Annotated in this window: 14 protein-coding genes and 1 pseudogene; 11 read left to right on the forward strand and 4 right to left on the reverse strand. The window is 71.0% G+C overall.

Annotated elements, in window-relative coordinates; genetic code table 11:
* Positions 1-38 precede the first annotated feature (38 nt).
* From ACFWY6_RS26635 to ACFWY6_RS26650, 4 genes are all read right to left on the reverse strand, one after another.
* Entirely contained in the window at positions 39-2,462 is a 2,424-nt protein-coding gene (locus ACFWY6_RS26635; RefSeq protein WP_384695162.1) for a DUF3488 and DUF4129 domain-containing transglutaminase family protein, read from the reverse strand.
* 73 nt (positions 2,463-2,535) lie between these two features.
* Complete coding sequence (locus ACFWY6_RS26640; protein WP_384695165.1) at positions 2,536-3,900, reverse strand: DUF58 domain-containing protein; 1,365 nt, start codon at positions 3,898-3,900, stop codon at positions 2,536-2,538.
* Positions 3,900-4,919 (reverse strand): MoxR family ATPase, encoded by a 1,020-nt coding sequence (locus ACFWY6_RS26645; RefSeq protein WP_365495360.1) that lies wholly within the window; start codon positions 4,917-4,919, stop codon positions 3,900-3,902. Before ACFWY6_RS26645 ends, ACFWY6_RS26640 begins: the two co-directional genes overlap by 1 nt.
* Before the next feature lie 225 nt (positions 4,920-5,144).
* The gene (locus ACFWY6_RS26650; protein ID WP_384695168.1) at positions 5,145-5,768 is read right to left on the reverse strand and encodes a beta-class carbonic anhydrase; all 624 of its coding nucleotides are present in this window, start codon (positions 5,766-5,768) and stop codon (positions 5,145-5,147) included.
* Positions 5,769-6,126: 358 nt separating this feature from the next.
* Between ACFWY6_RS26650 and rsmH the strand changes: the two genes are divergently transcribed.
* The 11 genes and pseudogenes from rsmH to ACFWY6_RS26705 form a co-directional block, all read left to right on the forward strand.
* Positions 6,127-7,086 carry a 16S rRNA (cytosine(1402)-N(4))-methyltransferase RsmH gene (gene rsmH, locus ACFWY6_RS26655; protein ID WP_361818296.1) on the forward strand — a complete coding sequence of 320 codons (960 nt, stop codon included), beginning with the start codon at positions 6,127-6,129 and terminating at the stop codon, positions 7,084-7,086.
* Between the two features lie 47 nt (positions 7,087-7,133).
* A complete protein-coding gene (locus ACFWY6_RS26660; protein ID WP_384695171.1) occupies positions 7,134-7,655 on the forward strand; it encodes a septum formation initiator family protein in 522 nt (173 codons plus the stop codon).
* Positions 7,656-7,660: 5 nt separating this feature from the next.
* Entirely contained in the window at positions 7,661-9,616 is a 1,956-nt protein-coding gene (locus tag ACFWY6_RS26665) for a peptidoglycan D,D-transpeptidase FtsI family protein (RefSeq protein WP_384695174.1), read from the forward strand.
* 41 nt (positions 9,617-9,657) lie between these two features.
* The gene (locus tag ACFWY6_RS26670) at positions 9,658-11,367 is read left to right on the forward strand and encodes a UDP-N-acetylmuramoyl-L-alanyl-D-glutamate--2,6-diaminopimelate ligase (RefSeq protein WP_384695177.1); all 1,710 of its coding nucleotides are present in this window, start codon (positions 9,658-9,660) and stop codon (positions 11,365-11,367) included.
* 4 nt (positions 11,368-11,371) lie between these two features.
* Positions 11,372-12,784, forward strand: coding sequence for a UDP-N-acetylmuramoyl-tripeptide--D-alanyl-D-alanine ligase (gene murF / locus ACFWY6_RS26675; protein ID WP_384695179.1), 1,413 nt, complete (start codon positions 11,372-11,374; stop codon positions 12,782-12,784).
* The gene (mraY, locus tag ACFWY6_RS26680) at positions 12,781-13,851 is read left to right on the forward strand and encodes a phospho-N-acetylmuramoyl-pentapeptide-transferase (RefSeq protein ID WP_135333680.1); all 1,071 of its coding nucleotides are present in this window, start codon (positions 12,781-12,783) and stop codon (positions 13,849-13,851) included. The genes murF and mraY overlap by 4 nt, the downstream gene beginning before the upstream one ends.
* Entirely contained in the window at positions 13,833-15,260 is a 1,428-nt protein-coding gene (murD, locus tag ACFWY6_RS26685) for a UDP-N-acetylmuramoyl-L-alanine--D-glutamate ligase (protein WP_384695182.1), read from the forward strand. The genes mraY and murD overlap by 19 nt, the downstream gene beginning before the upstream one ends.
* An 81-nt stretch (positions 15,261-15,341) precedes the next feature.
* Positions 15,342-16,664: a putative lipid II flippase FtsW gene (gene ftsW / locus ACFWY6_RS26690; RefSeq protein ID WP_384695185.1), complete on the forward strand. Its 1,323-nt coding sequence runs from the start codon at positions 15,342-15,344 to the stop codon at positions 16,662-16,664.
* A gap of 6 nt (positions 16,665-16,670) precedes the next feature.
* Positions 16,671-17,765, forward strand: coding sequence for an undecaprenyldiphospho-muramoylpentapeptide beta-N-acetylglucosaminyltransferase (gene murG / locus ACFWY6_RS26695; protein ID WP_384695186.1), 1,095 nt, complete (start codon positions 16,671-16,673; stop codon positions 17,763-17,765).
* A gap of 35 nt (positions 17,766-17,800) precedes the next feature.
* Positions 17,801-18,589 carry a cell division protein FtsQ/DivIB gene (locus ACFWY6_RS26700; RefSeq protein ID WP_384695189.1) on the forward strand — a complete coding sequence of 263 codons (789 nt, stop codon included), beginning with the start codon at positions 17,801-17,803 and terminating at the stop codon, positions 18,587-18,589.
* A 275-nt stretch (positions 18,590-18,864) separates the two neighbouring features.
* Positions 18,865-19,196, forward strand: a pseudogene (locus ACFWY6_RS26705) (hypothetical protein); the annotation flags it as partial.

Consider the following 19,196-nt stretch of genomic DNA (forward strand, 5'->3'; position numbering starts at 1 on the left):
GTCACCCCTTACACATCGCTCAGCCCCCGCAGGGGCCCTCAGCCCTGCTGCTGGGACGGCCGTGACGGCCTGCGCAGCGCGGCCCAGCGCTTGGCCACCCGCTCGGCCCACCGGGCCCTGACCGTCGCCCAGCGCTCGGAGACGGCCCACACCACCCGGGCGGTCGAACGCGGCGCGAGCGTCGCCCGCAGCCGGGCCGGGCGGCCCACCGCGGCCCGCAGCCCGTCCCGTACGCGATGGACGTCGTCGGCCAGGCCCGCCGTCGGCTGGGGCCGCGGCGCGTAGAGAACCTGCTCGACCGCCGCCGCGAGGCGATGGACGGACTCCGCGGGCGCCGCGCCCAGCTGCCCGACGCGGACGATCCGGGCCGCCGCCTTGCGCGGGGTCTGCGACTCGTCCGGCGTGATGCCGTGGTCCCAGGCCGTGTCGGTCACTTCGAGCCAGGCGGCAAGCGTCCGCGCGGACGCCTCCTCGGCCGTCCGGCCGGGCGACCCCAGGCGTACGGCCCGGATCCGCTTGCGCCACAGCATCGGAAGCAGCGGCACCGCGATGGCCACCAGCGCCCCCAGCGTCACGGCGAGGATCATGCCGAGCGGTGGCCCGTCGCCGCCCGAACCGCCCGCGATCGCCGGCGCCGTGCTCGCGCAGCCGCCCTGCTTCTGCTGGTCGGCCGGGCAGCTCGCGGACGCCGAGGGCTCACTGGACGGCGCGGTGGACTGCGTCGGCTCCGGCGCCGCGGGGTCGCTCGCATCGTCGGACGGGGTGTCCGAGCGGGTGTAATCCGGCACCGTGCCACGGTTCGGCGTCGGCTCGAAGCGGGTCCAGCCCACGCCCTCGAAGTACAGCTCGGGCCAGGCGTGCGCGTCCCGCAGGCCGACCGACATCGATCCGTCGGCCTGGGCCGCGCCGGGCGTGAAGCCCACCGCGACGCGCGCCGGGATGCCCAGCGTCCGCGCCATCGACGCCATGGCGAACGAGAAGTGGACGCAGAAGCCTTCCTTCTGCTCCAGGAAGCGGGCGATCGCCGCCGGGCCGCTGCCCGCACGCACCTGCGTGTTGTACGTGAAGCCGCCCTCCGACGCGAAATAGTCCTGGAGCTTGACCGCCTTCTCGTAGTCGTTCGACGCACCCTGGGTGATCTTGCGCGCCTCCGTCGACACCACCGGGGGCAGCGAGTCGGGCACCTTGGTGAACTCGCGCCGCAGGGCCTCGGGAGCCTCGGGCGCGTCGGCGAGCTGCGCGGCCGTCGGATTCACGACCAGGCTCTTGACCTCGTACTGCGCACCACGCGTCGTCTGCCCGCGGTCGCCGACGAGGGCGCGCCCCACCGGCTCGTACCGCCAGCGGCCGCTGATGTCGACCTCGCTCGCCGGGTAGGGCATCGGCAGCCAGTTCTGCGCATAGCTGTCGGCGGCCGAGATGTTGGTCTGGATCTCCGTCCTCGGCACGTCGGGGGAGAGCCCCGGCGGGTCGTCGAGCCGCGACGGCACGTCCTGGATGCGCCGGACGGTGGTCTTCCACGTCGTCCCGTCGAACTGGTCGAGCGAGACGATCCGCAGATAGAGGTTCTCGGTCGACTCGGCGTTCGTCTTGTACGAGATGACCTCGCGGTCGTCCGGTTCGTTCAGGCTGTCCTGCAGCGCGACCAGCGGATTCACCGCGGAGATCGTGCCGCCACCGCCGGAACCCGAGCCGCCGGGGCCGCCGGAGCCGTCGAGGAGACCGCCGTCCAGTGCGGGCAGGCCGATCGGCACCACCAGGGCGATGCCCAGCGCGACCGCGCCGATGCGCCGCCCGGTGCGGATCGGGGCGACCGCGCCGGTGTCGCTCTCCAGGCCCCCCGAGATCCGGCCGGGACCGCGCGCCGCGCCCCCGAAGACGCGCCCCCACTGGGAGAGCCGGTCCCGGCCCTCCGCCAGGATCAGCAGCAGATATCCGGCGGCCGCGAGCAGGAACCACAGCCATCCCGCGCCGTCCCCGGAGAGGCCCGCCGCGACCGAGTACAGCGCGAGCAGCGGAAGCCCCGCGGGCGCCGCCGTACGGAAGGTCACCGCGAGGGCGTCCACCGCGAGGCCGATCACCAGGACGCCGCCGACCAGCATCAGCCGGATGCCGTCGCTGAGCGGCGCGGGGATCGCGTACTGCCCGACGTCGTCGCCGCCCGCCTGCAGCAGAAGACCGAACTCCCGGAACACGTCGGGCCCGGGAAGCACCCCGGCGATCGCCTGCTCGCGGGCGAACACCAGGGTCAGCAGGAGCAGTGTCACCAGGGCCTGCACCGCGACCGTGACCGGCCGGGCCAGCGGCACCCGACGGGTGAGCGCGCCCACGCCGCTCTGCAACGCGAGCAGGATCGCCGCCTGGACGAACCACGTCGCCGGATCGACGAGCGGAATCAGCGCCCCCGACGCCATCAGCGTGGCCGCCGTGGCACTGAGCGCCAGTCGTGCGCGCCCACTCATGAGCGTCCCCCCGTTGTCGTACACATGGTCGTACGTGTGGTGCTGCGTGGCCCCGTCGGGAACTGGCCGCCGCTCATGCCCAGCCTCCCGTCGTCCCCGCCGTCGGAGCCGGACCCGCGGTCGCCCGCAGGCGGTCCGCCTGGCGCCACAGGTCCGTCAGGCCGGCCCCCGGAGGCACCGCCACGGCCGTCCAGCCCGCCTCACGGAGCATCCGAAGGCGCTCCTCTCCGGGGCCCGTGGGAGCGGCGCCAGGGCCCTGCGCCCAGGCCGTGCTGTCCAGGACGAAGGCGACGGCGGCGCCACTGCGCTGGCGCATCTTGGCGGCCACCGTCGCCTGCTCCTCGTCCAGGTCGCCGAGGAAGGCGATCAGCAGCCCTTCGTTGCCGCCGCGCAGCACGTCGTACGCGCGCGAGAGCCCCGCGCCGTCCGAGTGGTCGACCACGGCGAGGGTGTCCATCATCAGTCCGGCGGCGTCCGCCGACTCCTGGCTCGCGCCCGCGAAACCGTCCGCGCCCTCACCGGGCACGGAGTTGCCGGTGTCGGTCAACAGCCTTACGGAGAAGCCCCGTTCCAGCATGTGCACAAGGGCGGACGCGGCGCCCGACACCGCCCACTCGAACGCCGAGTCCGGACCCGCGCCCCGGAAGGCGAGCGCCCGGGTGTCCAGGAGCACCGTGCAGCGGGCCCGCTGCGGCTGCTCCTCGCGGCGCACCATCAACTCGCCGTAGCGAGCCGTGGAGCGCCAGTGGACGCGGCGCAGGTCGTCGCCGTGGCGGTAGCCGCGCGGGATCACGTCGTCCTCGCCGGCGAGCGCCAGCGAACGGTGCCGCCCGTCGCCGTACCCCTTGGCCTCGCCTGTGAGCCGCACCGGAGGCAGCGCCTCCACCCGCGGGATCACCGTCAAGGTGTCGTACGTCGAGAAGGAGCGGGTCAGCTCGCACATCCCGAAGGGGTCCGTCAGACGCAGCTGCAGCGGACCGAGCGGATAGCGCCCCCGCAGGTCCGAGCGGACCCGATAGGACACCTCGCGGCGGCCCCCCGCCTCCACCCGGTCGAGCACGAACCGGGGCCGCGGCCCCAGGACGTACGGCACCCGGTCCTGGAGCATGAGGAGCCCCGTGGGAAGCCGCGAGACGTTGTCCATCCGCAGATGGACGCGGGCCTCGGAACTGGCGGGCACGCGCGCGGGGGAGAGCCTGCGGCTGCCCGCCACGCGATAGCGGGTGCGGTAAAGCACCGTCGCGCACACCAGCGGGAGCACCGCGAGCAGCAGGCCGACCCGGAGCAGATCGCTCTGCCCCAGGACGTACGCGCAGACGGCCGCGGCGATCCCGGCCGCCAGGAACGAACGCCCGCGCGTGGTCAGCCCCGCGAGCGCGGTCCGAATGCCGCCCTTGCCCTCCTCGGCCTGCGCCGGCTGCGGCCCCCCGGCCGCCATCACAGCCTCCGTGCGCCGGGCGGCTGCTGACCGAAGAAGCCGCTGTTCGGCTGGGCGGCGGCCGGGACCGGCGTCCGCTGCAGGATCTCCAGGACGACCGATTCGGCCGTACGCCGGTTCAACTGGGCCTGTGCCGTGGGCAGCAGCCGGTGCGCGAGCACCGCGACCGCGAGCGCCTGCACATCGTCCGGCAGGGCGAACTCACGGCCGCTGAGCGCCGCGGAGGCCTTGGCCGCCCGCAGCAGATGCAGCGTCGCGCGCGGTGAGGCGCCGAGTCTCAGCTCCGGGTGATTGCGGGTCGCGGAGACCAGATCCACCGCGTACCGCCGCACGGCGTCGGCGACATGGACCGTGCGGACCGCGTCGATGAGCTTCACGATGTCGTGCGCGTGCGCCACCGGCTGGAGGTCGTCCAGCGGCGATACGCCGCCGTGCACGTCCAGCATCTGCAGCTCGGCCTCCGCGTTCGGATAGCCGATCGAGACACGCGCCATGAAGCGGTCGCGCTGCGCCTCGGGCAGCGGATAGGTCCCCTCCATCTCGACGGGGTTCTGCGTCGCCACCACCATGAAGGGGCTCGGCAGTTCATAGGTCTGCCCGTCGATGGTGACCTGGCGCTCCTCCATGGATTCCAGGAGCGCGGACTGCGTCTTCGGAGACGCACGGTTGATCTCGTCGCCGATCACTATCTGCGCGAAGATCGCGCCGGGCTTGAACTCGAAGTCCCGGCGCTGCTGGTCGAAAATGGACACACCAGTGATGTCCGACGGCAGCAGATCAGGCGTGAACTGGATGCGCCGCACCGAGCAGTCGATGGACCGCGCCAGTGCCTTGGCGAGCATGGTCTTGCCCACGCCCGGTACATCCTCGATCAGCAAGTGCCCCTCGGCGAGGAGCACGGTCAGCGAAAGCCGTACGACCTCTGGCTTGCCCTCGATCACACCCTCCACCGACCTGCGGACACGCTCCGCTGTGGTGGTCAGATCTGTGAGGCTCGCTCGATCGTCATAGGTCGTCACCCGGCCCTCCTCGGACACGTTCTCCGGGCCGATGCATGTGTGTGCGGCCCGGCCCACCCCGAATCACGGACACCACGCGTGAATGGTTCAGCGTGATGCCCCACACCGCATTCTTGTTGGGCGTACCGGGTTGTGTCACTCGCCTGTGGATAACTGGCGGCGGTATGTCGGGTCTTGCGGCCTTTTGGGCGTCGCAGCGGAGGCGGCGACGCCCGGCAGATCCGGTTACGCAGGGTCGATCTCCCGCAGCAGGCCGGTGGTCACATCGAAGACGAATCCCCGTACATCGTCCGTGTGCAGCAGGAACGGCGAGGTCCGCACACGCTGCATGGACTGCCGTACGTCCTGGTCGACATCGCGGAAGGCCTCCACCGCCCAGGCGGGGCGCTGGCCGACTTCCAGCTCGATCTCGTGGCGGAAGTCCTCGGTGAGGCTCTCCAGGCCGCAGCCGGTGTGGTGGACGAGGACGACGCTCCGGGTGCCCAGGGCCCGCTGGCTGATGGTCAGGGAGCGGATGACGTCGTCGGTGACCACGCCGCCCGCGTTGCGGATGGTGTGGCAGTCGCCCAGCTCGAGGCCGAGCGCGTCGTGGAGGTCGAGGCGGGCGTCCATACAGGCGACGACCGCGACGTGCAGGACGGGGCGGGCGTCCATTCCCGGATCGGTGAAACCTTCGGCGTACTGGTGGTTCGCCTCGACGAGACGGTCCGTGACGGTGCCGCCGGTGGCTATGTCACCGATCGGCGCTGCGGGGGAGTGGCCCGTAGGGGATGCGGAAGTCGACATAGCTATGACCGTAGTCGTCACTGATCGCCCGGGCCCGCTGTGAGAAGGGACAAAGAACGTCAATGAGTCTTGTTGTGAGGTAACCCACAGGAGTAATGCGGCTACGTCCGAACGGGTGATGACGGCGGATGTCCGGGTCCTCGAAAGGCCCGCCCGCGACGCGCAGGCCAGTTGATTGACCGGGCGACAGGGTGGACTAAAGTGACGCGAAGTGGGAGACGTGACCTGTTCCCCGCTGGACTGTTCACCCCGGGGATTCCCCGAATCCCCCCACGTGCGCGGCGCGTACGTACGGCTCGGCCTCCTCCCGCTCCCGGTCGGCTGACGCCACTTCCCCGGCGCCAGCGGGCCATTCCCCTTCACGGAGCGGGCGGGGACCCGGCAGTGCGTGCGAACGCCGCGCCGGACCTGAGAGGGCCCCTTGAGCGACAACAGCCGACACGTCCCGGTGATGCTCCAGCGGTGCCTGGACATGTTGGCCCCCGCGCTCGCCGAGCCGGGCGCGGTCGTCGTCGACTGCACCCTCGGCCTCGGCGGCCACAGCGAGGCGCTCCTTTCCACGTTCCCCTCGGCCCGCCTCGTCGCCCTCGACCGCGACAAGGAGGCGCTGCGCCTCTCCGGAGAGCGGCTCGCCCCCTTCGGTGACCGGGCCACGCTGGTGCACGCGGTCTACGACGAACTGCCCGACGTGCTCGACCGCCTGGGCATCCCGAAGGTGCAGGGCGTCCTCTTCGACCTCGGCGTCTCCTCGATGCAACTCGACGAGGCGGACCGGGGATTCGCGTACGCCCAGGACGCGCCCCTCGACATGCGCATGGACCAGACGACCGGCATCAGCGCGGCCGAGGTGCTCAACACGTACGCCCCCGGCGAACTGGTGCGGATCCTGCGCCAGTACGGCGAGGAGAAGCAGGCCAAGCGGATCGTGAGCGCCATCGTGCGTGAGCGCGAGAAGGAGCCGTTCAGCAACAGCGCGCGGCTCGTCGAGCTGATCCGCGACTCGCTGCCGCAGGCCGCCAAGCGCACCGGCGGCAACCCCGCCAAGCGCACCTTCCAGGCCCTGCGCATCGAGGTCAACGGCGAACTGAGCGTCCTGGAGTCGGCCGTCCCCGCGGCCGTGCAGGCGCTCGCCGTCGGCGGCCGGATCGCCGTCCTGTCGTACCACTCGCTGGAGGACCGGCTGGTCAAGCAGGTGTTCGCGGCCGGAGCCGCGACCACGGCGCCGCCCGGTCTGCCCGTCGTCCCCGAGCGCTACCAGCCCCGGCTCAAGCTGCTCACACGCGGCGCGGAGCTCCCCACCGAGGAAGAGGTCGCCGAGAACCGCCGGGCGGCCCCGGCGCGGCTGCGGGGTGCGCAGCGCATCCGCGAGGAGGCCCCGTGAAGCGTGTCCCCGAGGAGTCCGGTGAGCGGCGTCCCTGAGGAGGCCCCATGAGCAAGAAGCCCGAACTGCGGGGGCGGGCCGCGCGGCTCGCGAAGCTGCTTCCGTCGGGGCCGAGCCAGGCCGCCCGTACGCCCTTCGTGCTGCTCGTCGTGCTGCTGCTCGGTGGTGGCCTGATCATGCTCCTGATCCTGAACTCCTCGCTCAACGAAGGCTCGTTCCAGCTGAGCGAGCTCAAGAAGGAGACGACGGAGCTCACCGACCAGGAGCAGGAGCTCCAGCGGGACGTGGACGCCTACTCGGCCCCCGACGCCCTCCAGCGGCGCGCCCGCGAGCTCGGCATGGTCCCCGGCGGCGACCCGGCCTTCCTGAACCCCGACGGCACCATCCGTGGTGTCCCGGGGGCCGCCGTGAGGCCGTCGGCGCAGCTGCTGCCCGAGCCGCGCCCCCAGGAGGTGGCCTCCCCGGCTCCCTCGGTCTCGATCCCGATGCCGATCCCACCCGTGCCCTCGTCGCCTCCGGCGGCCCCCACCCCCTCCGCGAAGCCCGGCCCCACGACCTCCGGCAGGTGACGTAAGTGACGGACCGCCAACCCCCGCGGCGCAGGGTGCCGGGCCCCGCGAGGCCCTCGCGCCCCGGCGCCCCGCGCAGTTCGGGACGTGGCTCGCAAGGCGCCCGCCCGGCCGCCCGCCGCCCGCGCCCCGCAGCGCCCAAGGCCCGCACGATCCGGCTCGGCAGCCCGCGGCCCCGCCTGCGCATGGTGAGCCTCGGCCTGACCCTTGTGATGCTGGCCTTCGTCGTACGCCTTCTCCAGGTGCAGGCGGTCGACGCGAGCGCGTACACCGCCAAGGCCGAGAAGAACCGCTACTTCAGCCACGTCCTTGCCGCCGAGCGGGGCGGCATCACCGACCGGAGCGGTGTCGAACTGGCCGCGAGTGTCGACGCGTACGACATCACGGCCGACCCCACGATGTTCACGGCGAAGGAGATGGGCATCAAGGACGCGCCCGAGCAGGCGGCCGCGCTCCTCGCCCCGATCCTCGACAAGGACGCCGCCGAACTCACCGAGCAGCTCGAGAAGCGGAACACGCGCTACGTCCTGCTGGCCCGCCGGCAGACCCCGCAGGCCTGGAAGCAGATCAAGGAGCTGCGCGGCGCGCTCGCCGAGAAGGCCCGCACCGACAAGACCACCAAGAACGTCCTCGCGGGCATCTTCCAGGACCCCAGCAGCAAGCGCGTGTACCCGAACGACACCCTGGCCGCCGGGATACTGGGCTGGGTCAACGCCGACGGCAAGGGCGCGGGCGGCCTCGAACAGCAGCTGAACAAGGATCTCGCGGGCAAGGACGGCAAGATCCGCTACGCCCAGTCCGGCGGTCGCCAGGTGCCGACCGCGGGCTCCACGGAGACGCCCGCCGTGCCCGGATCCGATGTCGAGCTCACCATCGACCGCGACATCCAGTGGGCCGCGCAGAACGCCATCTCCGAGCAGGTCGAGAAGTCCCAGGCGGACCGCGGCTATGTGATGGTGCAGGACAACCAGACCGGCGAGATCCTGGCGATGGCCAACTCCCCGGGCTTCGACCCGAACGACCTCTCGCAGGCCGACGGCACGGCGATGGGCAATGCCGCGCTCCAGGACGCGTTCGAGCCGGGCTCCACCGCCAAGGTCATGTCGATGGCGGCGGTCCTGGAGGAGAACGCGGCCACGCCCGGCACGCATGTGACGGTCCCCAACCGGCTGCACCGCGGCGACCGGCTCTTCCAGGACGACGTCGACCACCCGACCTGGCATCTGACGCTCAACGGCGTGCTCGCCAAGTCCTCCAACATCGGCACGATCCTCGCCACCGGCGAACTGGGCAAGACGCAGCGGGAGGCCAACGAGGTCCTCTACTCGTATCTGCGCAAGTTCGGCATCGGCAAGGAGACCGGGCTCGGCTTCCCGGGCGAGACGTCCGGCATCCTCGCCCCGGCCGACAAGTGGTCCACCTCGCAGCAGTACACGATCCCGTTCGGCCAGGGTGTCTCGATCAACGCGATGCAGGCGGCCTCCGTCTACTCGACGATCGCCAACGGCGGCGTACGCGTCGAGCCGACCCTGGTGCGCGGCACCAAGGGCCCCGACGGCCGCTTCACGCCCGCGCCCAGGCCCAAGAAGACCCGCGTGGTGAGCGAGGAGACCGCGAAGACGGTGGCGCAGATGCTGGAGTCCGTCGTCGACGACGAAGAGGGCACCGGCACCAAGGCGCGCATCCCGGGCTACCGGGTCGCGGGCAAGACCGGTACGGCCAACCGGGTCGACCCGGAGACCGGCCGCTACAAGGGCTACACCTCGTCGTTCGCCGGTTTCGCGCCCGCCGACAAGCCACGCGTCACCGTCTACTGCGCGATCCAGAACGCGACCAAGGGCAGCTACTTCGGCGGCCAGATCTGCGGCCCCATCTACAAGGAAGTCATGCAGTTCGCCCTGAAGACCCTCCAGGTGCCGCCCACCGGCAAGGGCCCGGCCCGACTGCCCGTCACCTTCTAACCCTGAGCCGACCCAACCCTGAGCCCCACCAGGACAAACCCGTGACAACGATCACCCCGAAGCCGGGGAACCAGCCCCCGCCACACCGCCCGCCCACCCGTCTCCCACCACCGCCCTTGCTCGACCGCGCTACGCGCCGGGCACCCCCTTTTAGCCCCGAGGCGGGTGCGCCCGGTACGCTCACCGCCGTGCCACACGCTGATCAGTCCCAAACCACCCAGAAGGGCGTTCCCGTGACTTATCCGGGACCGCCACGGCCGGTCCAGGTCGACGCGACGCCGCTCGCCCGGATCGCCGATCAGCTGGGCGTCGCCGCCCCCGGCGCGGGGGAGGTCAGCGGCATCACGCACGACTCCCGCGCGGTCCGGCCCGGCGACATCTACGCCGCACTGCCGGGTGCCCGGCTGCACGGCGCGGACTTCGTCGCCCAGGCCGCCGACCTCGGCGCCGCCGCGATCCTCACCGACCCGACGGGCGCCGAACGCGCGGCCGCCACGGGCCTGCCGGTTCTGGTCGTCGCCGATCCGCGCGGCGTCATGGGCGAGCTCGCGGCCACGGTGTACGGCCATCCGGGACGCGATCTGCTGCAGATCGGCATCACCGGCACGTCCGGCAAGACCACGACGGCGTACCTCGTCGAGGGCGGTCTCAAGGGCGTCCGGTCGACCGGCCTGATCGGCACGGTCGAGATGCGCATCGGCGACGAGCGGATCAAGTCGGAGCGTACGACCCCGGAAGCCACCGATCTCCAGGCGCTGTTCGCGGTGATGCGCGAGCGCGGCGTCGAGGCGGTCGCCATGGAGGTCTCCTCGCACGCGCTGGTGCTCGGCCGGGTGGACGGCTGCGTCTTCGACGTCGCCGTCTTCAACAACCTCAGCCCGGAGCACATGGAGTTCCACTCCGACATGGAGGACTACTTCCAGGCCAAGGCACAGCTCTTCACCAAGGAGCGATCCAAGGTCGCAGTGGTCAACTTCGACGACGAGTACGGGCGTCGGCTCATCGACGAGTCCGAGGTCCCGGTCACCACGTTCTCAGCCGAGGGGCACCCCGACGCCGACTGGCGCGCGGAGGACGTCGAGGTCACGCCGTTCGACTCCACGTTCGTCGCGGTCGGCCCGCAGGGGGAGCGGATCACCGCGAAATCCCCGCTCGCGGGACCGTTCAACGTCGCCAACACGCTCTCCGCGATCGTCTCCCTCGCCGTCGCCGGGATCGACCCGCAGCAGGCCGCCGACGGCGTCGCCGCGGTGCCGGGCGTCCCCGGCCGCCTGGAGCGTATCGACGCGGGCCAGGACTACCTGGCGGTCGTCGACTACGCGCACAAGACGGACGCCGTCGAATCGGTCCTGCGCGCGCTGCGCAAGGTCACCGAGAACAAGCTGCACATCGTGCTCGGCTGCGGCGGCGACCGCGACAAGACCAAGCGGATGCCGATGGGCGCGGCCGCGGCCCGCCTCGCCGACACCGCCGTACTGACCTCCGACAATCCCCGCGGCGAGGACCCCCTCGCGATCCTCGCCACGATGCTCGCGGGCGCCGCCGACGTGCCGGCCCACGAGCGCGGCGAGGTCGCCGTCTTCGAGGACCGCGCCGCCGCCATCCGCGCGGCCGTCGCCCGGGCCGAACCGGGCGACACGGTGCTCGTCGCGGGCAAAGGCCACGAGCAGGGACAGGACATCGCCGGGGTGGTCCGTCCCTTCGACGACCGCCAGGTGCTTCGCGAAGCTATCCAGCAAACCCAGGGATGAATTTGTGATCGCCCTCTCCCTCGCCGAGATCGCAGAAGTCGTCGGCGGGCAGACGTACGACATACCGGATCCGTCCGTCCAGGTCACCGGACCGGTCGTCAGGGACTCCCGTGAAGTGGAGCCCGGCAGCCTCTTCGTCGCCTTCGTCGGCGAGCGCGTCGACGGCCACGACTACGCGGCCGCGGTGGTCGAAGCGGGCGCCGCCGCCGTGCTGGCCTCGCGCCCCGTCGGCGTACCCGCCATCGTCGTCGACGACGTGCAGACGGCGCTCGGCGCCCTTGCGCGGCACGTCGTGGAGCGGCTCGGCGCGACCCTCGTGGCGCTGACCGGCTCCGTCGGCAAGACCAGCTCCAAGGACCTGCTCGCCCAGGTGCTGCGGAGCAAGGCGCCCACGGTCTGGACGCCGGGCTCGCTCAACAACGAGATCGGGCTTCCGCTGACCGCGCTGAGCGCCACCGACGAGACGAAGTTCCTCGTCCTGGAGATGGGCGCGCGCGGCATCGGCCACATCCGCTACCTCACCGGCCTCACCCCGCCGAAGATCGGCCTCGTCCTCAACGTCGGCACCGCCCACATCGGCGAGTTCGGCGGACGCGAGCAGATCGCAGAGGCGAAGGGTGAACTCGTCGAGGGGCTCCCCGCCGACGGCACCGCCGTCCTCAACGCCGACGACCCGCTCGTCCGCGCCATGGCTTCGCGCACGAAGGCGCGCGTCCTGCTCTTCGGAGAGGCCGCCGACGCCGACGTACGTGCCGAGAATGTCCGGCTCACGGATAACGGACAGCCCGCCTTTACGCTGCACACACCCTCCGGGTGCAGCGACGTGACCTTGCGGCTGTACGGTGAGCACCACGTGTCGAACGCGCTTGCCGCGGCCGCCGTCGCCCATGAGCTGGGCATGTCCGCAGACGAGATCGCCCGCGCGCTCTCCGATGCGGGCACGCTGTCCCGCTGGCGGATGGAGGTCACCGAGCGCCCGGACGGCGTGACGGTCGTCAACGACGCCTACAACGCGAACCCCGAGTCCATGCGAGCCGCCCTGCGCGCGCTCGTGGCCATGGGCAAGGGACGTCGTACGTGGGCGGTGCTCGGTCACATGGCCGAGCTCGGTGACGAGGGGCTCGCCGAACACGACGCGGTCGGACGGCTCGCTGTCCGGCTGAACGTGAGCAAGCTCGTGGCAGTCGGGGGCAGGGAAGCGTCCTGGCTCCAACTGGGCGCATACAACGAGGGTTCGTGGGGTGAGGAGTCGGTGCACGTGTCCGACGCACAGGCGGCGATCGACCTGCTGCGCAGCGAGCTGCGCCCAGGGGACGTCGTGCTGGTGAAGGCTTCCAGATCGGTCGGTCTCGAGCGGGTCGCCACGGCGCTGCTCGATGACGCCGCGTCTTCTGAGGGGCAGGTCGCCGGCCGATGAGGCAGATCCTCTTCGCGGGTGTGATCGGGCTCTTCCTGACCCTGGTCGGAACCCCGCTCCTGATCAAGTTCCTGGCCCGCAAGGGCTATGGCCAGTTCATCCGGGACGACGGCCCGCGCGAGCACCACAGCAAGCGCGGTACGCCGACCATGGGCGGCATCGCCTTCATCCTGGCCACGCTCATCGCGTACTTCCTCACGAAGATCATCACGGGCTCGGAGATGACCCTCTCCGGCGTCCTGGTGCTCTTCCTGATGGCGGGCATGGGCCTCGTCGGCTTCCTCGACGACTACATCAAGATCGTCAAGCAGCGCTCGCTCGGCCTGCGCGCCAAGGCGAAGATGCTCGGCCAGCTGATCGTCGGCATCGGCTTCGCCGTGCTCGCGCTGAACTGGCCGGACAACCGCAACCAGACCCCGGCCTCCACCAAGCTGTCGTTCGTCACGGACTTCGGCTGGTCGATCGGCCCGGTGCTCTTCGTGGCCTGGGCGCTGTTCATGATCCTCGCGATGTCGAACGGCGTGAACCTCACCGACGGCCTCGACGGCCTCGCCACCGGCGCCTCCGTGATGGTCTTCGGCGCGTACACCTTCATCGGTGTCTGGCAGTACCAGGAGTCCTGCGCCAACGCGGTCACGCTGACCAACCCGCAGGCTTGTTTCGAGGTCAGAGACCCACTTGACCTGGCGGTGGTGGCCTCCGCCCTGATGGGTGCCTGCTTCGGCTTCCTGTGGTGGAACACCTCGCCCGCCAAGATCTTCATGGGCGACACCGGCTCGCTCGCCCTGGGCGGCGCGCTCGCCGGCCTCGCGATCTGCTCGCGCACCGAGCTCCTCATCGCGCTCCTCGGCGGCCTGTTCGTCCTGATCACCATGTCCGTCGTGATCCAGGTCGGCTCCTTCAAGATGACCGGCAAGCGGGTCTTCAAGATGGCGCCACTGCAGCACCACTTCGAACTCAAGGGGTGGTCCGAAGTCCTTGTGGTGGTCCGCTTCTGGATCATCCAGGGCATGTGCGTGATCGTCGGTCTCGGCCTCTTCTACGCAGGATGGGCAGCCAAGAAGTGACCAGCTGGCAGGGCAGGAACGTCACCGTCGCGGGGCTCGGCGTGAGCGGCGTCAGCGCCGCCCGCGCCCTGGCCGGCCTCGGCGCCTCGGTGACCGTCGTGGACGGCGGCTCCTCGGAGAGCCACCGTGAGCGCGCCGCCGCGCTGGAGGGCGAGGGCATCTCCGTACGCCTGGACGACGCGGCCACGCTGCCCGACGGCACCGACCTGGTCGTCACCTCGCCCGGCTGGAAGCCGGACAGCCCGCTCTTCGCGGCCGCCGCAGCTGCGGGCGTCGACGTCGTGGGTGACGTCGAGATCGCCTGGCGGCTGCGCGGCCCGGACGCCGCGCCCTGGCTCGGCATCACGGGCACCAACGGCAAGACCACGACCACGCAGATGCTGGCCTCGATCCTGACGGCGGCAGGCCTGCGCACGGCCGCGGTCGGCAACATCGGAACGCCGATCGTGGACGTGGTCCTGGAGGGCGACGACGCGTACGACGTGCTCGCCGTCGAGCTGTCCAGCTACCAGCTGCACTGGGCGCCCTCGCTGCGCGCCCACTCCGCGACCGTCCTGAACCTCGCGCCCGACCACCTCGACTGGCACGGCTCCATGGAGGCGTACGCCGCCGACAAGGGCCGCATCTACGAGGGCAATCAGGTCGCCTGCGTCTACAACGCGGCGGACAAGGCCACCGAGGACCTGGTCCGCGCGGCCGACGTCGAAGAGGGCTGCCGCGCCATCGGTTTCACGCTGAATGCGCCCGCCCCCTCGCAACTGGGCGTCGTGGACGGCATCCTGGTCGACCGTGCCTTCGTGCCGGACCGCCAGAAGCAGGCCCAGGAGCTCGCCGAGATCTCCGACGTCAAGCCGCCCGCGCCGCACAACATCGCCAACGCCCTGGCCGCGGCCGCTCTCGCGCGCGCCTACGGCGTTCCGGCGACGGCCGTGCGCGACGGTCTGCGCGCCTTCCGTCCGGACGCCCACCGCATCGAGCACGTCGCGGACGTGGCCGAAGTGGCGTACGTCGACGACTCCAAGGCCACCAACACCCACGCCGCCGAAGCCTCGTTGGCCGCGTACGCATCGATCGTCTGGATCGCGGGCGGGCTCGCCAAGGGCGCCACCTTCGACGAGCTGGTCACCAAGTCGGCCAAGCGACTTCGGGGGGTCGTCCTGATCGGCGCCGACCGCGCGCTGATCCGCGAAGCCCTCGCGCGACACGCGCCCGAGGTCCCGGTCGTCGACCTCGACCGGACCGACACTGGGGCGATGTCCGAGGCGGTACGGCAGGCGGCACGGCTCGCCGAGCCGGGGGACACCGTACTGATGGCCCCGGCCTGTGCGTCGATGGACATGTTCACCAACTACAACAAGCGTGGTGACGCGTTCGCGGACGCGGTCCGCGAACTCGGCGCGAGCGCCTGACGCGGACCCCTGTGGTCCGGGGGCGCCCGGCACCCGGAGGAGGGCACGTGGCAGCGTCGTCGTGGCTGGGTGGGGGCACCGATGGCCGGCAGTAGCGGGCGCGCGCCCGCGCGGGTGGCCAGACGGCCAGCGCCGGTCCGTTCCACGGGCTCACCGCGCCCGCCGCGGGAGAGTCCCCTGCGAGGGTTCCACACCAGGGCCCGCAAGGCCTGGGACCGGCCGCTGACCGCGTACTACCTCATCTTCGGCAGCAGCCTGCTGCTCACCGTGCTCGGCCTGGTGATGGTCTACTCGGCCTCGATGATCCAGGCGCTGCAGCTCGACCTGCCCGCCTCGTACTTCTTCCGCAAGCAGTTCGTCGCCGCCGTACTCGGTACGGTCCTGCTGCTCGTCGCCATGCGGATGCCGGTCAAGCTGCACCGGGCGCTCGCCTATCCGATGCTCGCCGTGACCGTCTTCCTGATGGTGCTCGTGCAGATCCCGGGGATAGGGCGCAGCGTCAACGGCAACCAGAACTGGATCTATCTGGGCGGCCCCTTCCAGCTGCAGCCCAGCGAGTTCGGCAAGCTCGCCCTCGTGCTGTGGGGCGCGGACCTCCTTGCCCGCAAACAGGACAAGCGGCTGCTCACGCAGTGGAAGCACATGCTGGTGCCGCTCGTCCCCGTCGCCTTCATGCTGCTCGGACTGATCATGCTGGGCGGCGACATGGGCACGGCGATCATCCTCACCGCGATCCTTTTCGGCCTGCTCTGGCTCGCGGGGGCGCCGACGCGGCTCTTCGCCGGGGTGCTTTCGGTCGCGGCGCTCATCGGTGTGATCCTCATCAAGACCAGCCCCAACCGGATGGCCAGGCTCGCCTGTATCGGCGCGACCGATCCGGGGCCCGGCGACCAGTGCTGGCAGGCCGTGCACGGGATCTATGCCCTGGCCTCCGGCGGATTCTTCGGTTCCGGTCTTGGCGCGAGTGTGGAAAAATGGGGTCAACTGCCGGAACCGCACACCGACTTCATCTTCGCCATCACGGGGGAGGAACTCGGCCTGGCAGGGACACTGTCGGTGCTCGCTCTGTTCGCGGCTCTAGGCTATGCGGGTATCCGCGTGGCCGGACGCACGGAGGACCCCTTCGTGAGGTATGCCGCGGGAGGCGTGACCACCTGGATCACGGCGCAGGCCGTGATCAATGTCGGTGCGGTGCTCGGTCTGCTGCCGATCGCCGGTGTCCCGCTCCCGCTGTTCTCCTACGGGGGTTCGGCCCTGCTGCCGACCATGTTCGCCATCGGGCTCCTCATCGCTTTCGCGCGATCGGACCCCGCGGCGAAGGCGGCCCTTGCCATGCGGCAACCTCGGGTGAGATGGAACACGATGAGACGGCGCGTCAAGGCGCGTTCGTCCGGAGAGCGGTGAATTTCGGTGCATGTCGTACTCGCCGGTGGGGGGACCGCCGGCCACATCGAGCCCGCGCTCGCCCTCGCGGACGCCCTGCGGAGGCAGGACCCGACCGTGGGCATCACGGCCCTGGGCACGGAGCGTGGACTCGAGACCCGACTCGTACCCGAGCGCGGTTACGAACTCGCGCTGATCCCCGCCGTACCGCTGCCCCGCAAGCCCACCCCTGAGCTGATCACCGTGCCGGGACGGCTGCGCGGCACGATCAAGGCGGCCGAGCAGATCCTGGAGCGCACCAAGGCGGACTGCGTCGTCGGCTTCGGCGGCTATGTCGCCCTGCCCGGCTACCTCGCGGCCAAGCGGACCGGGACGCCGATCGTCGTGCACGAGGCCAACGCCCGTCCCGGCCTCGCCAACAAGATCGGTTCGCGGTACGCCCACGGGGTGGCCGTCGCCACCCCTGACAGCAAGCTGCGCAACTCCCGCTACATCGGCATCCCGTTGCGGCACACCATCGCCACGCTCGACCGGGCCAGGGTCCGCCCGGAGGCGCGCGCCGCCTTCGGCCTCGACCCCAACCTGCCGACGCTGCTCGTCTCCGGCGGCTCGCAGGGCGCCCGGCGGCTCAACGAGGTCGTCCAGCAGGTCGCTCCGGTCCTGCAGCGCGCGGGCATCCAGATCCTGCACGCGGTCGGCCCGAAGAACGAAATGCCGTACGTCGAGAACATGCCCGGTATGCCGCCCTACATCCCGGTACCGTACGTGGACCGGATGGACCTCGCGTACGCCGCTGCCGACATGATGCTCTGCCGCGCGGGCGCGATGACCGTCGCCGAACTCTCCGCCGTCGGGCTGCCGGCCGCCTACGTCCCGTTGCCGATCGGCACCGGCGAACAGCGGCTGAACGCCCAGCCGGTGGTCAAGGCGGGCGGTGGACTCCTGGTCGACGACGCCGAGCTGACGCCCGAGTGGGTCCAGGGCAATGTGCTCCCGGTGCTCGCCGATCCGCACCGGCTGTACGAGATGTCCCGCGCCGCATCGGAGTTCGGCCGCAGGGACGCCGACGACCTCCTCGTCGGCATGGTGTACGAGGCGATCGCCTCACGCCATCACGCGTGAGCAGGTGCTAGCAGGCACCTAGAAGGCAGGGGACCGTGGCCGGACCGACCACCGCCGAACGGCAGAAGCTCGCCTCCGGCCCGCCCCGCCCGCCACGCTCCCGGGTGCGCCTGCCGCGGCCGCGCACCCTCGTCCTCTCGCTGATCGCACTCGTGCTGGTCGGCGCGGGGGGCGTCTGGGCGTTCTACGGCTCGCAGTGGCTGCGCGTGGAGCGCGTGACGACTTCGGGGACCCGGGTCCTGACGCCCGCGGAGGTGCGCGAGGCCGCCGCGGCCCCGGTCGGGGCGCCGCTCATTTCGGTCGACACCGACGCCATCGAGGACCGGCTGCGCAGGAAACTGCCGCGTATCGACTCGGTCGACGTCGTCCGTTCCTGGCCGCGCGGAATCGGTCTGAAAGTGACCGAACGCAAGCCGGTCCTGCTTATCGAAAAGGGCGGAAAGTTCGTCGAAGTGGACGCCAAGGGAGTGCGATTCGCCACGGTCGGTCATGCGCCGAAGGGCGTCCCGCTCCTGGAATTGATGCCGGATCAGGAGAACGCGGCGGCGAGTCTGCGCCGTTTCGACAGCGACCGTCTGCGGCGCGAGGCGGTCCACGTCGCGGGCGCCCTGCCGGCCGCGGTGGCCCGCGACACCCGGGTGGTCAAGGCCCGTTCGTACGACTCGCTCTCCCTGGAGTTGAGCGGCGGGCAGACCGTGGACTGGGGCAGCAGCGAGAAGGGCCGTGCGAAGGCGAGCACACTCACCGCCCTGATGAAAGCCGCACCCGAGGCACGGCACTTCGATGTGAGCGTTCCCACCGCCCCTGCGTCATCGGCGAGTTGACGCATATCTGCGCAGGCCAGCACCCTGGTTCGGCAGCGCTACGCCTGATCACATAGGGTGAAAAGAAAAACGGGAGGTTCGGCGTGTTCGTTGAACGTGCGCCACTTGTCGACTTAGTGTCCTGTTCGGAAGAGTCCAAGGAACAGACACACTGGTAACCCTAAACTTCAGCGTTAGGGTTCGGGTCGGCGTTCGGACCGTCCCATTCGGCATCAGTCGTCGCGGCGCGAGACCGCGAGGCGGCGACACGTAACTCGAGGCGAGAGGCCTTCGACGTGGCAGCACCGCAGAACTACCTCGCAGTCATCAAAGTCATCGGTGTCGGCGGCGGTGGTGTCAATGCCATCAACCGGATGATCGAGGTCGGTCTCAAGGGCGTCGAGTTCATCGCCATCAACACCGACGCGCAAGCCCTGTTGATGAGCGACGCCGACGTCAAGCTCGACGTCGGCCGTGAACTCACCCGTGGACTCGGCGCCGGAGCGAACCCGGCAGTGGGGGGGGCGCGGGGCCCGCAAAAGACACCGGGGGTGGGGGGTGTGGGGACAGGGGGGGGCAGAGGGATGTGGAGACCCCCCCCCCGGCGGGGGGCCCCCCCCCCCCCCCC

This window comes from Streptomyces sp. NPDC059037 (genome assembly GCF_042740015.1).
Lineage (GTDB): Bacteria > Actinomycetota > Actinomycetes > Streptomycetales > Streptomycetaceae > Streptomyces.

What these genes read in the sequence shown, in the direction of transcription:
- ACFWY6_RS26635 (WP_384695162.1), bottom strand. Translation starts at nt 2,462, where the DNA reads ATGAGTGGGCGCGCACGACTGGCGCTCAGTGCCACGGCGGCCACGCTG.
- ACFWY6_RS26640 (WP_384695165.1), bottom strand. Translation starts at nt 3,900, where the DNA reads ATGGCGGCCGGGGGGCCGCAGCCGGCGCAGGCCGAGGAGGGCAAGGGC.
- ACFWY6_RS26660 (WP_384695171.1), top strand. Translation starts at nt 7,134, where the DNA reads ATGAGCAAGAAGCCCGAACTGCGGGGGCGGGCCGCGCGGCTCGCGAAG.
- mraY (WP_135333680.1), top strand. Translation starts at nt 12,781, where the DNA reads ATGAGGCAGATCCTCTTCGCGGGTGTGATCGGGCTCTTCCTGACCCTG.
- murD (WP_384695182.1), top strand. Translation starts at nt 13,833, where the DNA reads ATGGGCAGCCAAGAAGTGACCAGCTGGCAGGGCAGGAACGTCACCGTC.
- ftsW (WP_384695185.1), top strand. Translation starts at nt 15,342, where the DNA reads ATGGCCGGCAGTAGCGGGCGCGCGCCCGCGCGGGTGGCCAGACGGCCA.